Raw genomic sequence first — 18867 nt, forward strand, 5'->3', positions numbered from 1 at the left:
GATTTCCATTCCAGGGACGCTTTCCACGGGCGTGGCCTGAGCCTGTAGTCTCAGGCATCACGCTATTCCCGTAGGAGTCGCCCCTCCATTTCAATCAATTTTATTAAATATCCATTATTTAGTAAAGTTTTCTCCTTATCCAATAAAAATTCTACTTCTGTCCCAAACTCTTTTCTGCTATTTCAAAATATATAAAATGGTACAACAAAAGTTGAGCAGAATGAAACAGCTCCTGACCTACTGGTAGGATGTAGCAATAACTAAAGTAAACCTGGATACCCTTATTTTTTTGTTGCAAATGCAACATATATAAGTTAAATTTAATACATATCAATTTTGTTGCATTTGCAACAAAAAATAAACTAAGGAGTTTATTATGAAGGAAATACTACGTGAAATTGGAATGATAGCAAGGGCATTAGATTCTGTAAGTAATATTGAATTTAAAGAATACGACCTTACAAAAGGCCAATATTTGTACCTTGTGCGAATATGTGAATACCCAGGAATCATTCAAGAAAAGTTAGCAGAGATGATAAAAGTAGATCGAACAACAGCAGCTCGCGCTATTAAAAAACTTGAAATTAATGGTTTTATTGAAAAGAAAGAGGATGAGCATAACAAAAAAAACAAAAATCTATTTCCAACAGAGAAAGGGAAAAACGTTTACCCACTCATAAAAAGAGAAAATGATTATTCTAATATCGTTGCATTAGAGGGATTTTCCGAGAGTGAAGCAGAAACCATTTTCAATTTTCTGTATAGAGTAAGAAAAAATATCGAAAAAGACTGGGAATATGTAAAAAAAGGGAACAAAAGAATTTATTAATTTATATTAAGGAGCGACCTATTCAAATGACTATGTATGTAAAAAAATGTACCCTAGATGACTCACGTATAATTCAAGAAGTTGGATATGAAACATTTAATGAGACATTTAAGCAACAGAATTCACCTGAAAGTATGAAAGCCTATTTGGAGAGTGCATTCAACTTAAAACAAATAGAAAAAGAATTATTCAATAGTTCCTCGCAATTCTTTTTGGCTTATATTAATAATGAAGTCGCTGGATACTTAAAGCTCAATATCAATGATGCTCAATCTGAAAAAATGGGTGATGAATCACTTGAAATCGAGAGAATATATATAAAGAACAAATTTCAAAAACACGGCCTCGGTAAATATCTATTAAATAAAGCAATGGAAATTGCTTTGGAACTTAATAAAGAGAAAATCTGGTTAGGAGTATGGGATAAAAATGAAAATGCTATTGCCTTTTATAAGAAAATGGGGTTTGTTCAAACTGGAGCCCACTCTTTTTATATGGGTGATGAAGAACAAGTAGACCTTATAATGACCAAAATACTTACATAAACTTCTAGAGTGCTATAGTAAAATGGAGAGCTGATCATTCAGCTCTTTTTTCTTGTTAATTTGAGTTTACTACTAATTGAAGGATTTTCGTTCTACTTGGGTGAATAAGTATTATATAAAAATTCTTTGGAGGTACATAATGGAGTTTTATAAATTTAGTAAAGATTCTGGTAAGAGGATTTCAAAATTTAATTCAAATTTTATAATGTCTCGTGTTATTCAAACAGATAAAGCAGTAAATATAGGATGTATGCACTTAGAAGAAAATGGTATTGTAGGATACCATCAAGCAGTAGTACCACAACTATTGGTAGTAATAAATGGTGAAGGATATGTTCGAAATGATATAGAAAATTATATTAAAGTTCAGCCAGGAGATGCTGTATTTTGGGAAAAAGATGAATGGCATGAAACGAAAACAGATAAAGGAATAACTGCTATTGTAATTGAAAGTGTTGAGTTAAATCCATCCTTATATATGCCAGTAAAGAAATAGATTTTTACGGACAAAATATCAAGTAGATATCGAATTCCATTGTGAAATGGTAACTAATCTAACAAAGTGGATTAATTACAAAATATGAAATTGGCTTAAATTAAAGGAGAAAATTATCATGATAGCAGAAATTGAAAAAGAAATTCTATTAATGAATAGCGACAATTACTTTAAATCATTGCTTGAAATAATTGAATCTGTACCTGGCAGAAAAAGGACCATTTCCATTGAAACGCAGGAAAGAGATAAGAATTTTCGCGATGTGTTAATGCATCTGTACGAATGGCATGGGATGCTTGAGAGATGGTATAGAGAAGGTATGGACGGAGATATTCCTTTTATGCCAGCTCCAGGTTATAAATGGAGTACTATCCAGCTACTAAATATTCGAATTTGGGAAAACTATCAAGATGTACCATTAACTCATGCTATAAAAAAATTGAAGTTAAGCCATGGAAGAGTAATGAGTCTCATTAAATCCCATACCAATGAAGAAATCATGACAAAGAAATACTATAAGTGGACAAAAACAAGTAATTTATACAGTTATTTCGCAGCAAATACTTCCAATCATTACATTTGGGCTATAAAAAGATGTGAAGTTATCGCAAAGTCTATATAGAGGAAGAACAGGGGGAAAACCACTCTGATAAATGTATTGTATAACGATGCAGGTATCATGCCGACAGCTCCCATCATAGAAGGACGACATGATGAGTGAAGACATTGCATCCGCAGTAAAGTTTGCAATTGATACACCTGAGCGTATGTCCATTAGCGATATGATTGTTCGTCCTACTAGTCAACAAGTTAAACTTTATTCAGTAGAAGACACCCCCTTCTAAAAGTGGCGGGTTGATTGCCAGAATCATTTCAAGTCAGCAAGGGGTTCAGACTCCCTGCTCCTGCGGATGTCTCGCCGCGCCCTGTGGCAACAGTTACATGACCAACTTCCTGTTGGCCACAAGCGCAATTCAAAATCTGGACGCATTTACGCTGAGGCGTAATTGATTTAAATCAAAATGGTCCCTTCCAGCATTGAAAAGATACAGTCGAAAGGGAAATAAGCTTGCTGTTTTTCTTTAATAACCGATACCTTCCTCAACCAATATGGCAGCATTATAAACAAGGTTATATGTCGTGACTTTTCTCATAACAACTCCCCACACATAATTGGCAGGAATATCGATATAATTATATTTTAAATAGTAAAAAAGGAAATTTATTAATACAAATGGAATATTCACTTAAAATTGGAACTTCTTTTTGTTTGGAACGTTCTAAAGAATAGCGCCAGGTTAGTTGAAGAGGAAACGATAGTATTTCGATAGTTAAACTTAGCGCAGGAGGTTCTCATGGACAAAACATCGCTATATACATATATTCAATTTAGCGGAAATGATGATTTTCCTTTAGATGTTGTTACAGAAAGACTAGGCGTGCAACCTACGAAAACTTGGAGGGTAGGAGAACGAGTAAAGCCTAACCATCCTATAAATCAGTTATTACGGTCATATACTGCTTGGCATTATGAAATAGAAACTAAAGAAACATTATATACAGAAGACGTATTGCGTCCGCTTTTAGAAGTATTCCAATCAAAGACTGAAACGATTAATCAATTAAAAGAAGAACTTATTTTAGATATACGTCTAGAATTAGTAATTCAAATTTACGATGGATATACTCCAGCATTAGTGATTTATCCTGAATTTAGTAAGTTCGCTGCAAAAATAAATGCAATTTTAGACGTTGATATGTATGTGTTTTCTTTTAATGATCCAGATGAATAATTGGGCTATTATGAACTACTACAAATCTATGCACAATAAAAATTACTAAAATATCATATACAATAGCCAAAGATCACCTCCGTAATATTAAGAAGATTTCGGTGATAAGTATGGGAAAAATTATACTTATATTAAAGGGACCGTTTCTAGTAGAAGCGCTTTTTCACTAGCTGAGCAGAATACTTCAAAAGGGGGATTACATTGGGAAAACGGAGATTATCAATTATAGTATTCTCATTAAGTCTTTTTTCATTAATTATTTCGCTAAAATTATTTTGGAATTTAGGTATTTTTGTTGATGAGTATGGTTTAAGCCCCGATATTGTTGATGGCGGAGACTTCTGGCTCACAATGGATTGGTTAAGATTATTATTACTATTATTGTTGTGTGTAGTATCTGGTATTAGTATTTTTAGTGCAAAATAAAAAAAGTGAGATAAAGTAAATGAACTTCTTGAAGAAATTACACTTAAATGAACTGTTGCTTATGCGGCTAAGAATCCCTTCGAGAAAGAGCCATGGTTTGGTGGATAGTAGGTGAAGTATATGAGTGAACGATTTGAACTAAGTTTTAAAAATAAGGAAGTAAGAATGTGGTTTTATTTGGTGATACCAGCGTTTATTATAGGAAGCCTCATTATATTTTACGGTGATCAAAAGTATCAATATATTCGTTTTTTAGTGTTAGTGATAGCATGGGTGATCTTTTATATATGGCGTTTTTTCTACCGTAAGAAACAGAAGAAGTAAAAAATTCTTATTAAAGTTAGTTAACATAAAAACACCCGAAAATAGTTTCTCAAATACTTATTTTCTGTTCAATTACTGTGTTATTATTCCCACAGGTTCTGAGTTTCATATTTAACTAACAGGTGCTTTACTTCAAGATAAGTAAAGCCTTTTTTCTTATTGAGTTAAAGCAAAATATAGTTGATGAAAATATTGAGGAGTTGAGTATTTATGAAGCTTAGACAAATTATAACTTTTACAATAAGCGTATTCGTCTCACTAGTTTTACTCATTTTTTGTTTTTTGAGGAAATTATTATTAACTACTTATATACCAGTCACATATAGCATGGAAGAGTTAAAATCATTCGTTTTTTTAGCAGCACTAACAACTTTTTTTCTTATATTAACCTTGACATTGTCTACAAAAAAACAATTACTAACAACAACAGTTATTTACGGGTTTTTATTTTTTCTAAATTTTATAGTGCATATAAGAAGAAATTTTAATTTTCAAGATTATGAAATGCTTAAATTCTTAGATAAAACGATGTTATTAATATATTTATTTCCTTTTATTTTAGGAATTATTTTATTAATAAACAATAAATCAATTAATAATATGGCTCTTCCTAAAAAGTAGTTTTTACCGGAATCTTTCTAAACATCACCTTTATCAATTTTCTAATTGAGCTAAAAGGAGCATTGAAAGCTGTGGCGTAAGTGAAAATCTATGAAAGAGGAGTATTGAAATGAAGAAAATAATTTTAATCATTTTAATTACTGTAATTATTACAGGCTGTAATGGATTTCCAAACGGTACTATTAGTCAGCCAGAAGGAAAAGTGATCATAGGTGACGAACAATATACAATGATGCCAAGTAATTACGAGTGGAAAGAGGACGATATAGAAATTAGTACAAAAAGTATTCACGATATAAATGAATTAGCTGAACTTTTCGAAACAATTGAAGTCGGCAAAGGAGATATATTAAAATTTGAAATTGATCAAAATCCTACTTCCATTACGGTAAAGAAACTAAATGAAGATGGAACAATTGACAGTGTTGAAATAGAAGATAATAAAATTACTTTACCATCAAAAGAGGGCTACTATATTTATGAACTTAATACAACATGGGCTCAAGGAAAAGAAACTTTTACTTTTGATATTAATGTCAAATGAAAATATACCGACCTCGGAGTTTCAAAGGATCATAAACGAGCGGAAGACCTTAGAGCTGTGGTGTACAACTTCAGCTCTTTTTTATACATTATGAGATATTCATGTTCAACTAATCGGACCTGATTGTTGAGTAACTTACTTAGGAAATATAATTAGGTGTAGTTTATTGACGTGGATTTAGTCTATCATTTCAAAGGATATCGTGCAGTCCTTATCGAATTTATTAATAAGAATGTACTGCGGTAGAATTACGTAAAGGGGGGAAGTTCGGTATGACAAGGATTATGAGAAGTTTAAAGATCAGCTCTATGCAAAGTTTATACTATGAACAAGGTGGTTGTTTGTATAGAGCTAGAAATTGGTTTCCACCTGAAGTGTGATTATTGTTTGTAGTAATGGCTTTGCTACCTTAAAAATTTCATCTATTTTAAGGAGCGAATCTAACATGAAGTATGTAAATGCAGAAAGCATTTTTCCAGTAGAATTACTGAATGAAATACAGAAGTATGTAAATGGAGAAATGGTTTACGTCCCTATTACTAAGGAATCACGGAAGAAATGGGGAGAAAATTCTGGAAGTAAAATTTATTTGAACGATAGAAACCATGAGATCCGTCAATTATTTTTAGACGGTATAAAGATAGATCAACTTTCGGATCGATTCTTTCTTTCTCGTGATAGTATTAAGAAAATTGTTTACTCAAAGAAATAGTTTGTATTTGTCACATTGGACTAAATCTGATGTGACTTTTTTGTGTAAAGTATATTTTATAATAGTTCATTATATATTTTCATTGGTTTACTTTTATTATAATTACATATATAAGTACGCAGGATGATGATTAAGACAGTTTAGGAGGTCAGGATATGCATAATTTTTGATGAAAATATTAGGACTGAATAATGCAGAAAAAAATATGAAGAAAATTAAAATGGGATTAATTGTTTAAATGAAAACTTATACATATGTTTTTATGTCTATATTAAAAGGAGAAGCCTATGAAAATTGATGTTCATTTAACAGATAAAGATGAAGCATATATTATAAAAAACTTATATCCTTTATACCTATATGACCTATCAGGACATTATGGAGGAATTCCGAATGTTCACGGGATATATGAGGATAGTAACGATTTTCGAACATTAAATGATCAGTATGAGGTTCAAAATATTTGGTGGGAAAAGCCAGAAGTTTTATTCCCTTACGTAATTTTAGTAGATGGGATACCAGCAGGGTTTATCCTAATAGCGACCCCACCACATTGTAGTAAAGGAGTTGACTATTTTGTAAATGAGTTCTTTTTAATTCAATCATTAAGAGGGAAAGGTATCGCTGAAAGAGCAGCAAATATAGTATTTGACCAATTTAAAGGGGCTTGGGAGTTGTTTACTAACCCTTTAGAGAAAAACATTGCTGGACAAAAATTTTGGAGGAGGTCAATATCAAATTACACTAATGGAGTCTACACTGAGATAAGAGGGGAAACGTTTGATGGGCAAAAGACTATTTTTCGATTTGATAATTCTTGAAAACAATTGATTTCCAAATAGCTTATATTAATAATGCTTTTTGAATAGACATGTTCTTATGATATTCCGCAATCAGGTGCGATTGTTTAATAAGCGTCACTATTCTTATTCAGCTAACGGGTGGTTTAGTAAAATAAGATATGAAAATAAATAGCTCAATTTTTTGAACTGGGCTATTTATTTTTTATCTTCTTCCATTTATCTCGAGGACCACATCGGTTAGAGGGGGGATAAGTTTAAAACTTAAAAATGATTTTGGACTTGATCAGTTGTGATTGCATCCTAGATACACCGTACTTACACTAGGGAACAGTTTAAAGTTTTTACTTGAAGAATCGGCCAGTAGTTTAGAACGCGGATATTTCTTTTTTAGTAGTTAAATTTTGTTTCGTATCCAAGAGGATAGTTGGAATTGGTATATCATCTTCGTGAATTATCTCACCTTTTCTTGCAATACAGCAAAATGAAAAACATAGTCAATCATAGAGCAGGCTGGATTAACAGCATCTGTCTCGTATATCGCCTATAAAGAAATGCGACCTATCATCTTCAAAGTTTCTTTGCATAAGAACTCGACTATTTTCATTCCTCGAAAAAATTGTAATTCTTTTGGGGGAGAAAGATAACTGTATGAACCTGCTCCCCCTTCACTAGTATCCTTGAATTTGGTAACGTGGTTTTCATCCTCTATTGTAATATTTTCAAAAAACGTGACATAAATCTTGGCTTATAGTGAATTCCACTAAGTACGGCTTCCCAAAGATCATGATTGCCCTCCCATATATCTTTATTAGGAAACTCTAAAGAGCATACTTTTTCAAGTGGCCATGATCTTTCTACTAACCCAGATACATGCGTATGATTTATTAACAATATACTGAAATCACGTTTCACAATTTTTGATAAGACTTCTTGTAGAACCGCTGCATCTTGCAGAGTCCCTTCCGTCCTAACAAACAATATTCTTTTTGCGGATTTCATTTCTTTAAGTAATCTTTTTATCCTTCTATCATATTTTTTCATGACATCCGAATAAGAACCTAAGTGTTCCAATGTGTTTTCTTCAATACCAAAATCATGATTAGACACTAGGTTATAGCCATCATCGGATACACAAATGTTGTCATCGGCATATCCAATTACTCTTAAGTTTTTAGATGCAAAAAAATCCAAAAATTGATTTTCAAAAAGTTCATTTACTTTAGCTAAATCTGGACTTGCTATCCAATCGAATACACCTGAATAGGGTCTTAAATTATGCTTTTTTAGTTGAATAGATGTTAAACAAAGGTCCCCTAAACTAAATATGGCATCGTAATTTCCTTTAAGTTGTGTTAACTCCATTTTGTCACCTCCTGTCAATTTTTCTTACAAGATAGTTTCTAAAAATTGCCCTTGTATTATAGTTAATGCATTATATTAATGGAAATAAAGGCTTTACACCTACAAAATAAAAATAAAAAGACGCAGACATGATGGTGATGAGACTATCTTAATTGTTTTGTTATTGAAAATATTGAAGTTGTAACAGGAGTGTTGTCCTTTTTGTACTTTGGAGGAAGTTAGGTAGCAGGTCGAAAACCACGTGGTTGATGGTGTTAACTACATAATATTAGTAAATTGAGAGTGCTGATGCCTTAAGCAAAGCAGAAACTACATTTTAACGATTATTAAAGACAAGAAGAATAAGCGAGTACTTTAGTAAAAGATATTGAGTTGCTTAGGCAGCTCTTTTTTCTTTTTAAGCTAATGGTTTAGGTTATTTCAATAAGAAAAAGTAAAAGAAGGGATTTTCTAAAATTTATTGAAGTTTAGATATATTAAATAATTTATTAGGAGAGATTTTATGTGGGAGAAACAATTAATTAATACAAGAAGAGGGGAATTTGAAATTTTTACGCAAGGCACAGGCGAACAATTATGCATAACTCATTTATATAGCGAGTTTAATGAATTGGGATATTATTTTGCAGACACTTTTATAACTCAATTTAAAGTTTTATTAATAAATTTAAAAGACGCAGGAAACTCTTGTAAAGCTGAAAATGAAGAGGAACTAAGTATGAGAGAAGCCTCTAAAGATTTGGAGGCTATTAGAGAAGCTCTGAATTATTATAAATGGTGCTTTGCAGGTCATTCAACTGGAGGAATGCTTGGTTTAGTTTACGCAACTATGTATCCTGATTCTCTGACAAAATTATTAGTAGGTGGAGCAACTTCAAATAAAGAATATATGAGAGATGAGGGTAGTATGTATAGTCCCAATAGTCCTCTGAACAAAAGGTTGTTAGAAATATTTTCTGTTTTGAAGGATCCTAATTCTACATTGCAAGAGAGACGGAATGCTAACAGGGAGTGGACAGATATGTCTTTATACAACCTTGAAAAAAGAGACGAATACTTTAAAAAACCGAGTAGCGGAAAAGTTGTACAAAGTAGATTAGATTATTATTCATTTAAGGAGCTACCTAACTATAATATTCAATGTGAACTCCAAAATGTATATATACCCACAATTGTTTTTTGCGGAAAGTATGATGCCCAATGTCCTTTGGTTTTTTCTGAAGAAATCAATGCGGGTTTAAAAAACTCAAAGCTATATATTTTTGAAAGTAGCAATCATTTACCGTATTTAGAAGAGAAAAATCTATTTTTAGATATGGTTATTGATTTTAAAGAACTAACAGAAAAGACATTTTCTTCTTGAACTCACTTGTGATTTACTTCAAGAAGGAGTAAAGCTTTTAATTATTGAACTAAAGTAACAGTTTAGTTAAAAAAGGAGTACTTTCTCGACTTCTAGAATAAATAGATATGGATAAAAAGCCTGATTTCATCCAAAGGCAATTTTGTAGATAAAGATTTGGAATATATTTTGCGAAGAGGTAAGGGGGGAACTAATAATGACCTGTTTTACTACTGAGGATATTAGGGGCGATATTTTTGAAGCAATAACTACTATATTCGGGTTTAATATTCTAGATTTTTCTCCAATTGAATTAGGTTATATGAATTTAAAATGGAAAATCAAAACCGACATAGGCGATTTATTTGTAAAACAATATAACAAAACTCGTTATCCTGAACAAATGTTACATGGATTAGAAACTTCACTAATTCTTCAAAGTAAGCTACATAAGAAAGGTACACCTTGTCCAAAACTTTACTCACATAAAGAAAAGTATGTAATACACTCTTTAAATGGTGAGCGTTTTGTTCTGATGGAATTATGTGAAGGAAAGAATATTCAGGCGGGAACAGCAAACGAGGAACAAATGTATAGTTTAGGTAAAAAAATTGGAGAAATGCATAAAATTTTAAATTCCAATAATACAGTTCAGTTATCATTACACTGGGATGTTCGATCTAAGGAAAATATGTTGAAAAATTGGCATAAGAGATGGGATGAAGCTGCTAGACTTGAATGTACCAATATACTTTCTAATTTAGAAATACAAAGAAAAATTTTGGAAGGTAATGATTTGGATATTTTCTCAGATTGTGAAAAAGGTTGGGGTCACTGGGACTTATTTGTAGATAACATTTTATTTAATACTAATAGTGTCACAGCCATTCTTGATTTTGATAGGATGAACTTTATTTATCCTGAATTTGACATATCAAGACCTATTTTATCGTGTTGTGTGGACAATGGACAAATACATATAGATAAAGTTTATACATTTGTCCAAGGTTATCGAGAATATCATAAACTTACACTTCAAAAATTAGTACGCTCAATAAAATTAACTTGGTGGAAAGAGGCAGAATGGGTTCGAGCTATTAAGGTACAAAACTCTTCGCCATTAAAAAGATTTAATGAAGAAAACATATGGATTGGTGAAAATTGGGATGATTTAGAAAGTATATTTTCCAAATTAATATGAATTTGGCTTGTATATATTTTCACCTAAATAAACTGGTGCTTTAGTGAAACAAGACCATCTTTTTGGAAGGTCTACTATATCTATCACAAGGTCCATTGCGACGAAAACTACGAAATTTTGTCTAATTTTTAAAGGAGTGATGATATTGAAGGAACTAAAGCTTATATTGTCTTTAATACTTTTATCAATAGGGTTGTGGGGCTGTCAACAAGGTGGTAAAGAGGAGGAATTCAAAAGCGAGACTTCTAAAAAAGTAACCAACTCTCCTACTTCAAAAATGCCAAAGGATATGCCTAGTGATTTTGATTTTTCTATTCAGTTCGGTGTTCAAAAAAAGAATGAGATTAATACTTTCAAAGGAACTGTAACAAAGGATTTAATAGCAGATGGTACTGTAACCACAGAGCTGAATTTAACAAAAGAAGAAATGGAAGATATTTATGAGAAAATGAAAGAAATTAATATAGACGAAACAAAGAAATTTACACCTGAACCTATAAACGGATCGGTTTGTTTGCAAGAACCGTTCGGAGAGGATGCGTGGGAAATTATTATAAACGGTGAAACGATAACACAATTATTATCAGAGGAATACTGTGAACCAACAACTGATGCAAAACAACTAATTGAGTTGAGAGATTATGTCTTTAATAAAATTAAAGGCAAGGGGGAATATAAATCACTACCAGAGTCAAAAGGAGGGTACGAATAGTTATCAAACAGACGGGGGTATTAGGTTAAGCAAGTACATCTTTTAATGGGCTATTTTCACGTCCATATGACGATCCATTGTGAAATGGTACACTCCAACTAATGTGGCGGGTCAATGGAAGAAGGTAATTCTACTAAAAATGAGCATTATCTATATAATTGAAGTCTATAAATGGATACTATAGGGGGGAGATTCCAATTAAAAATATACATATATTTGGTGCGGCTGGTTCAGGAACTTCGACACTCGGAACAGCATTGTCAGAGGAGCTTTCTTATACTCCTATGGATACAGACGAATATTTTTGGATAACTAAGTTTACAGAACAAAGACCATTACCTGAACGAAGAGAAATGCTAAAACATGACTTATCGATATATGAAAACTTTGTTCTTTCGGGGGCACTATGTGGTTGGGGTGACGAATTTAAATCCTGTTTTGACTTAGTTATTTTTTTATGGATTCCTCAAAATGTAAGACTCAAAAGATTGCAACAAAGGGAATTTCAAAGGTACGGTAATGAAATATTAGCTGGTGGTAGTAAACACGGCCAATCAAAGGCTTTTTTGGAATGGGCTTCTTTATATGATGAAGCAGGAATGGAAGTTAGGAGTAAAATGTTACACGAACAATGGATGTCGGACTTAATATGCCCAATATTGAGAATAGAAGGGGACTATACGGTAAAAGAGCGAGTGGATTTAGTCCTCAATTATTTAGGTTCCAAGTAAAAGTAAGTGTTGAAGAATAATGTATGGGTAATCAGCTTTTTTCTTATTGAACTGAAATGGCAGTTTAGTTGGAGAAGTAATCCATTGTTGGAATGCTAAGTATTAGTGTTAGATAAGGGGGCGAGCGTATGATTTCAGAGCTAAAAAATTTTGAATTCTATAAGTGTAAAGATTTATTGTATGAGCAAGGTCAATTAGAAGCAAAAGCAGTAATTGAAGGAGTAAATACGGGTCGCGTATTTGTAGATGATATTGATTTCCCTACTTCAGGACTTATTTGGTTAGGTAATAATGATGGCTTTATCTTTTTTGGGGATGAAAAAAATGAGCGGTTCAATAATGAACTAAACAATTACATTGATAAAATAATAATACCAGAAGCTATAAAAGTAGGATTAAATTGGTTTGAAGGTATTGGTAATAACGAAAAATGGAATACAACTATAAAAAAAGTGCTTAAAAGCCGTAAATTAGGAAGCTGGAATCAGAGGGTATATACGCTACAAAAAGATGATTATAAATTTGACTATGAACTTGCAATTGAACAAGAATATAAGGTTGTAAAAATTTGTGAAACTCTCTTTGAAAGCAATGATTATACTATAAGAAACATTGAATTCCTACACTCCAAAATTTTAGAGTTTTGGCCTTCACCTGAGAGATTTTTTAGTGATGGTATTGGGTATTGTATGGTTTACAAAAATGAGGTAGTAAGTGTTTGTTTTTCAGGTTTTGTCGTTGGAAATGTACATGGTATAGATATTGAAACTTTAGATGGGCATCAAGGAAAAAAGTTAGCCCAAAAAGTAGCTCAATCTTTTGTAAAAGATTGTTTGGATAATAATATTGTTCCGTATTGGGATTGTATGGAATCAAACAAACCGTCAATTGCAGTTGCAGAAAAAATAGGATTCAAAAATGTATTTACCTATATAGGATATGAGTTTCAGTTTATGTAATTTTAACTTCATCTAACGTATGCTTTACTTGAGGACCATTGAGCTGATTAAACAGCTCTTTTTTCTTATTCAACTAAAGGTACAGGTTAGTTGAGTAAGGAATATCTTTAAATGATGTTTTTGGGGAATTTACAACTTCAAAAAATAGTATTCTGAATTTTACCATAAATGATGATACACTATAAAAATGGAGGGCGATACTAAATGGAATTAAAAATTGGGAACAGTGCTATCATACTTCCTCGGTGTACATTAACTAACCGGTGCTTTCAATCCAAAAGTTAACTTTAGCAACTATATTTTTGGGTATCCTGATTTTTGTTGGTGAGGATGAAAAACGGTTATCAAAAGTAGCTGTTAATTAGACTAGCAGATTAATAAGTTTTAATGAGTTGAGTTTTTCAAACAATGAGCAGTTAAATTAACATGGAGGAATACATAGTGAAAATAAAACCGACAAAAAAAGTCTTACTTTCATGGATGGATAGTTATGTACCAGAAAAAGATTTATTTTTCTTATCGAAAGAAGATCTTAATAATGAAATTGACTTTACAGATGTATTATTAATGCCAATAGATGAGTTTTATGATCACAGCACATATGGGCAATTAAATTATGTAAATGGTTATGAGTACTGGAATATAAAGAACGCTCAATATGTAATCATAGCTGAAAAAGAATGGATTGAAAGCATATCTGAAGAGGAAAAACAGTTAATAATAAATTCACAAGTGCAAAGTGAGAGAGGGCTTGTACTCCCCGTTACATTTATACAGGAGATAGAAAAAATACCTTCAAGTTATGTGGTGAATGGTTACGTTGTCATTCAGCGCTCCATGTGGGAAAAGCTTGACGAGTCACTTAAAGAACAGTTACTTACAACAATGGTTTATGAATGGTGGGATAAAGGAGAGTGTGAGGAATCACCAAAGTCTTTACCTAGTTTTCTAAAACCATTTGCCAATACTTTTGGTCATCTTCAAGGTGCAAATTGCTTAGCGGCAGTTTTATTTGCTATTTCAAAAGGGAAACAAGATTGGTTTATTTACGAATGGATACATCAAAAAACATTTCTTGAAAAATTGAAACAGTATCACTATGAGGAGTTTTTAGATGAAGGACTACACCAAGGAGACATTGTAATATGGAAAGATGAAAATGCTACTATTCAACATGCAGCTTATTATATTGGAGAAGAATTATATTTTAATAAACATGGGCAAACGATGTTTAATCCTTGGAAGATACTTTCGAAAGAGCAACTTTATAGGGAGTGGGAACATCTGTCACTTGTGAAGTACCGACAAAGTAATTAGGTAATGATTTCATGTTGTACCATTGGTGTGGATTAGCAAACAAGGGAATTTAAAAAACCCGCTAATAGTAGGCAATTATTTATATATTTTCTTTTCTTCTACTAAAAATTTCATGTATGTACTTCTTTAGAATTATAATTTCCTAAGTTTTCTATATCAAGATTCATCTTGATATTCAAAGTATATACTGTTTCTTGGTTATATCCTTTTTTTAGATGAAAATGGCCCCCAAGATAGCACTTTTCCTTTTTGAACTAACAGGAATGTTAGTTTAAGTCCTTATATTTGTTAAAATCGTAGTAAGTGTATGTATTGTAATCTATAAATTATTAGAAAGTAGGTTCATAATATGGTTCAAAGATTAAAAAAAGGAGATAAAGTCGGAATATTCACCCCGTCTTCTCCTGCAACAGTTACAGCTTATCAACGTTTTCAACGTGCTAAAGCTTTTATAGAAGAAAAAGGTTTAGTGATAGTAGAAGGAGAATTGACAGGGCAATCAGATGTGTATCGTTCTGGATCACCTAAATCACGTGCAGAAGAACTAAACAAATTATTAAGAAATCCAGATATTAAGATGATTATGTCTACAATTGGTGGCACAAATTCAAATAGTTTGTTGCCATATATTGATTATGAAGCATTTAAGGAAAATCCAAAGTTAGTCGTTGGATATTCTGATGCCACCGCTGTTTTACTTTCTCTTTATGCAAAAACGGGAATTACAACATATTATGGTCCTTCTCTTATTCCCTCTTTTGGTGAATTTGAGCCTCTTGTAAATAATACATATCGTTATTTTGAACAATATTTCATGGAAGAAAACAAGCTTCCATACGAAGTGCCGATGCCACCATTTTGGTCTGATGAGCCAGTGAATTGGCTTGAAAAAACAACTGAAAAAATTCTCTATCGTAATGAGTGGATCACGGGGCAAAGTGGAGCAGCAGAGGGTCGATTAATAGGTGGTAATGTTAATGCAATGTACGGCTTTATTGGTTCGCCATATTTTCCAACAATTGAACAGGGGGACATATTACTAATTGAGGACTGTATGAAAAATGCTTCAATTGTGGAGAAAAACTTCGCTATGCTTAAGTTACATGGTGTTTTTGAAAAAGTCGCCGGCATAATTTTAGGAAAGCATGAACTTTATGATGATTTGGAAACAGGAAAACGACCATTAGATTTATTGATTGAACAATTAGATGGACTGGACATTCCAATTCTAGCTGAGTTTGATACATGTCACACCCATCCGATGCATCCATTAGCAATCGGCAAAAAAGTGAAACTAGATGCGCATGCTAAAAAGGTAATATGTATAGAAAACTGGATATAGGCAGTACGCTTATAAAGTAATAGTCCATACTTTGTACCCCTGAATAACCTAATATCTCTTCATTTCCCATAGTCTAACAATTGATTTTGGGGTATATGGCTGGCTAAAGGTGTCCAGATAATCTACTTGTTGCTGTCAAATGGATACTATCCAATCGTAATTCTTCTTAAGATAACAGCTGTTTTAATTCAATATGGTCAGCATTTCACTATTCTATTTTCACCTTCAAAACAACTAGCTGATTTCGGTAATCTATTGTGATATGTTGAACTTAAACTAACGGGTGTATGCCCCTGTGAAAGCAGCCGTGAATATACTTCATTTGAAGAACTTGATGAAATGAAAGGTACCGATATAATCCATTTAAAAGAAACGCTACTTTCGTAAAGATTATTGTTTTTAAGGAAAGATTATTTTACTGTTTAAAAATATAAATTAAAGAGGTATTTTATGAGAAAATCTTTATGGTTTCCAGTATTATCATCTTTCGGGACAATGGCTTTACTTTATTTGATTGGCTTTATATTTGATTTATCTATATTTGAATTTGGAATTTTTCAAAATGAGCCACAAAAGGATGGTTCAATTTTAGATGCAAAAGTTGCTCTACTTCCAATTGCTATCGGGTTAGTAGTTGGTTTTATTGTGAAACGTATAGTTAAAGTCCGAAACAAATAGTAGAATTTGATTTTGGAGAATAATTGGTTTCCGTAGTGCTTTAATGAAAGTTCATTGAGTTGTATTTCCAAACACTTTCTTCTTCAACCAAAGTCTCCGTAAGTTGAAGAAGAAGGTTTTTTTGCGATTGTGTAGAATAAGTTAGTATATGTAAATTATTAAGCAAAAAGGGAGGGTTTTACTTCAAGTCTGGAGGTACACTCTTTTCTCAAACTAATGCAACAAGTGTGTTTTTTTAAACTTTTGTTCAACAATCGCACCATTAATAAAGTAATTTAGCTTTACACCAAAAAGGGGGGGGAAATGACCTTGGGACAAAGCACATCACAAATTTACACACCTTCTAAACACTTTGTTTCAGCTGCAACTATTGTACTCAATGACCAAAAAGAAATTCTGCTTATAAAAGGTCCTATGAGAGGTTGGGAAATGCCAGGTGGAATTGTAGAGGAAGGTGAGTCTCTGAAAGATGCTGCAATAAGGGAAACTAAAGAGGAGTCAGGTATTGATATTGAAGTTCTTAAATTCTGCGGGGTATTTCAAAATGTGAACAAGTCAATTTTTAATACTCTCTTTTTAGCTAAGCCAATTGGTGGCAAATTAACAACTTCTCCAGAAAGTTTAGAAGTGGGTTTTTTCCCTATTGAGCAGGCTTTGAAAATGATAACTATAGATAATTTTAGACAAAGAATAGAGTACTGTCTTGATAGCAGCAAACAACCATTTTGTGTGGAATTTTAAGTGCTCTGGAAATTAGTAATATTAGTATTGTTATTCAATCCACCGAGGGGGGTTAGTTGAATATGAGATTACTATCCACAACCGGGACCGATTGTTTATTAAACGTCTCTGTTCTTATTAAACTCTCTTGAAAATGTAAAACCCTCAAAATATATAAAACTACATAACAAAAGAGACTCAGAAAAAACTTTTTTTATAAAAGGTTGAGCCTTCAGAATGTTAAATTGAGTTAAGAGGTCAATCAAGAACCATCTCCATTGTTTGTCCTGGGAGTAGTCATGCCTTTTTTATATGATATTACATACGAATTAAAAGAAGACCAGTTTCTGGAATACCATTTATTGTTGCAGGAATAATAGGTATTGTTGTTTTATTGATATATTCTTTTTTCTTCACTTAAATCTCGGTTCTGTAAAGAATTGGTTTTTGATGAATACTATAAATGGGATGCAAAAAGACATATAAAGAAATTAAGTTCTTGATAAATCCCGTCAAGAACATAATATGAAACAGTGCATTAATAAAGGAGTTGTATAAAATGGATGAAAAAACAGATACAGAAATAAAACGATCTTCAAAAGCAGAAAACATTCTACCTCAGATCAATAGTAAAACTAAGCTAGGCGACTTACGAAAAATCGCGAAGGACATTAAAAAAGATCACGAACTAGCTATGGAACTTTGGTCAACAGAAGAGTTTTTGCCCAGACTATTAGCAATCTTAATTATGGACAAAAAACTTCTTTCACAAGATGTGCTAAATAAGCTTGATAAGGACATGCAGACTCACACTTTTGATGAGCGAAATAACTTAATGGATTGGTTAATGGCTAATCAACTCACCAAAGACAAAAAGAAAATTGCATTGATGGAGTCATGGGAAAATAGTCCTTCAGCTCTTCAAAGGAGAGCTTTCTGGTATTATCAAGGACGATTGAGATGGACTGGACAAACACCGCCTGATAACACTACAGACTTGCTATCTGCATTAGAAGCTAATATTACGCAGGAAGAACCGGAAGTTCAATGGGCTATGAATTTCACAGCAGGCTGGATAGGCGTTTATGATGAAAAGAATCGTGCACGTTGTATTAAACTTGGTGAGAAAACGGGTCTTTACAAAGATGAAATAGTAGCAAAAGGATGTACTCCTAGCTATTTGCCGGAGTTCATTACGATTGAAGTTAACAAACGGCGTAATTCAAAAACACCGTTAGATTAAAAGTAGTCTTGCCACTAGCTAACTGGTGCTTTAGTTAAACAAGTGACTGCCTGTAAGGGTAGCTTTTTCTTATTGAACTAATGCGGAAGAAGAGTTTCAGAAGGATAAGATGGTATGGATGGAAAAAGTTTCTAAGCATTATATGTTATTAATCGTTCGGAACTAGA

22 protein-coding genes are annotated in these 18867 nt (G+C 32.4%); 21 read left to right on the forward strand and 1 reads right to left on the reverse strand.

Annotation, left to right across the window (positions count from 1 at the left end; translation table 11 throughout):
• Positions 1–376: 376 nt before the first annotated feature.
• From MKY37_RS20665 to MKY37_RS20715, 11 genes are all read left to right on the forward strand, one after another.
• A complete protein-coding gene (locus MKY37_RS20665) occupies positions 377–829 on the forward strand; it encodes a MarR family winged helix-turn-helix transcriptional regulator (RefSeq protein WP_340780025.1) in 453 nt (150 codons plus the stop codon).
• 26 nt (positions 830–855) lie between these two features.
• Positions 856–1374, forward strand: coding sequence for a GNAT family N-acetyltransferase (locus MKY37_RS20670; RefSeq protein ID WP_340780026.1), 519 nt, complete (start codon positions 856–858; stop codon positions 1372–1374).
• A 139-nt stretch (positions 1375–1513) separates the two neighbouring features.
• Positions 1514–1870: a cupin domain-containing protein gene (locus MKY37_RS20675; protein WP_340780028.1), complete on the forward strand. Its 357-nt coding sequence runs from the start codon at positions 1514–1516 to the stop codon at positions 1868–1870.
• A 118-nt stretch (positions 1871–1988) separates the two neighbouring features.
• A complete protein-coding gene (locus tag MKY37_RS20680; RefSeq protein WP_340780030.1) occupies positions 1989–2492 on the forward strand; it encodes a ClbS/DfsB family four-helix bundle protein in 504 nt (167 codons plus the stop codon).
• Between the two features lie 91 nt (positions 2493–2583).
• Positions 2584–2715 (forward strand): hypothetical protein, encoded by a 132-nt coding sequence (locus MKY37_RS20685; protein WP_340780031.1) that lies wholly within the window; start codon positions 2584–2586, stop codon positions 2713–2715.
• A gap of 510 nt (positions 2716–3225) precedes the next feature.
• Positions 3226–3663, forward strand: a complete 438-nt coding sequence (locus tag MKY37_RS20690) for a DUF4279 domain-containing protein (protein WP_340780032.1) — start codon at positions 3226–3228, stop codon at positions 3661–3663.
• Between the two features lie 201 nt (positions 3664–3864).
• Positions 3865–4089: a hypothetical protein gene (locus tag MKY37_RS20695; RefSeq protein WP_340780034.1), complete on the forward strand. Its 225-nt coding sequence runs from the start codon at positions 3865–3867 to the stop codon at positions 4087–4089.
• Positions 4090–4740: 651 nt separating this feature from the next.
• Positions 4741–5034 (forward strand): hypothetical protein, encoded by a 294-nt coding sequence (locus MKY37_RS20700; RefSeq protein ID WP_340780037.1) that lies wholly within the window; start codon positions 4741–4743, stop codon positions 5032–5034.
• A 109-nt stretch (positions 5035–5143) separates the two neighbouring features.
• Positions 5144–5578: a lipoprotein gene (locus tag MKY37_RS20705; RefSeq protein ID WP_340780038.1), complete on the forward strand. Its 435-nt coding sequence runs from the start codon at positions 5144–5146 to the stop codon at positions 5576–5578.
• 445 nt (positions 5579–6023) lie between these two features.
• Complete coding sequence (locus tag MKY37_RS20710; protein WP_340780040.1) at positions 6024–6290, forward strand: CD3324 family protein; 267 nt, start codon at positions 6024–6026, stop codon at positions 6288–6290.
• A gap of 287 nt (positions 6291–6577) precedes the next feature.
• On the forward strand, positions 6578–7111 hold the full coding sequence (locus MKY37_RS20715; RefSeq protein WP_340780041.1) for a GNAT family N-acetyltransferase: 534 nt from the start codon (positions 6578–6580) through the stop codon (positions 7109–7111).
• A gap of 687 nt (positions 7112–7798) precedes the next feature.
• Here MKY37_RS20715 and MKY37_RS20720 read toward each other — a convergent pair.
• Positions 7799–8455, reverse strand: a complete 657-nt coding sequence (locus MKY37_RS20720; RefSeq protein WP_340780042.1) for a DUF1796 family putative cysteine peptidase — start codon at positions 8453–8455, stop codon at positions 7799–7801.
• Positions 8456–8957: 502 nt separating this feature from the next.
• Between MKY37_RS20720 and MKY37_RS20725 the strand changes: the two genes are divergently transcribed.
• From MKY37_RS20725 to MKY37_RS20770, 10 genes are all read left to right on the forward strand, one after another.
• Positions 8958–9818 (forward strand): alpha/beta fold hydrolase, encoded by an 861-nt coding sequence (locus MKY37_RS20725; protein WP_340780043.1) that lies wholly within the window; start codon positions 8958–8960, stop codon positions 9816–9818.
• 196 nt (positions 9819–10014) lie between these two features.
• Positions 10015–10998 carry a phosphotransferase gene (locus tag MKY37_RS20730; RefSeq protein ID WP_340780044.1) on the forward strand — a complete coding sequence of 328 codons (984 nt, stop codon included), beginning with the start codon at positions 10015–10017 and terminating at the stop codon, positions 10996–10998.
• 145 nt (positions 10999–11143) lie between these two features.
• Positions 11144–11710, forward strand: coding sequence for a hypothetical protein (locus MKY37_RS20735; RefSeq protein ID WP_340780045.1), 567 nt, complete (start codon positions 11144–11146; stop codon positions 11708–11710).
• Positions 11711–11907: 197 nt separating this feature from the next.
• Positions 11908–12441, forward strand: coding sequence for an ATP-binding protein (locus MKY37_RS20740; protein ID WP_340780208.1), 534 nt, complete (start codon positions 11908–11910; stop codon positions 12439–12441).
• A 128-nt stretch (positions 12442–12569) separates the two neighbouring features.
• The gene (locus tag MKY37_RS20745; RefSeq protein ID WP_340780046.1) at positions 12570–13400 is read left to right on the forward strand and encodes a GNAT family N-acetyltransferase; all 831 of its coding nucleotides are present in this window, start codon (positions 12570–12572) and stop codon (positions 13398–13400) included.
• A 441-nt stretch (positions 13401–13841) separates the two neighbouring features.
• On the forward strand, positions 13842–14717 hold the full coding sequence (locus tag MKY37_RS20750) for a hypothetical protein (protein WP_340780048.1): 876 nt from the start codon (positions 13842–13844) through the stop codon (positions 14715–14717).
• Between the two features lie 349 nt (positions 14718–15066).
• Complete coding sequence (locus tag MKY37_RS20755; protein ID WP_340780049.1) at positions 15067–16059, forward strand: S66 family peptidase; 993 nt, start codon at positions 15067–15069, stop codon at positions 16057–16059.
• A 450-nt stretch (positions 16060–16509) separates the two neighbouring features.
• A complete protein-coding gene (locus tag MKY37_RS20760) occupies positions 16510–16737 on the forward strand; it encodes a hypothetical protein (protein ID WP_340780051.1) in 228 nt (75 codons plus the stop codon).
• Between the two features lie 303 nt (positions 16738–17040).
• Complete coding sequence (locus MKY37_RS20765; RefSeq protein WP_445323076.1) at positions 17041–17478, forward strand: NUDIX hydrolase; 438 nt, start codon at positions 17041–17043, stop codon at positions 17476–17478.
• Positions 17479–18016: 538 nt separating this feature from the next.
• Positions 18017–18700 carry a DNA alkylation repair protein gene (locus tag MKY37_RS20770; protein WP_340780052.1) on the forward strand — a complete coding sequence of 228 codons (684 nt, stop codon included), beginning with the start codon at positions 18017–18019 and terminating at the stop codon, positions 18698–18700.
• Positions 18701–18867 lie beyond the last annotated feature (167 nt).

It is taken from the genome of Psychrobacillus sp. FSL K6-2836 (genome assembly GCF_038003085.1).
Lineage (GTDB): Bacteria > Bacillota > Bacilli > Bacillales_A > Planococcaceae > Psychrobacillus.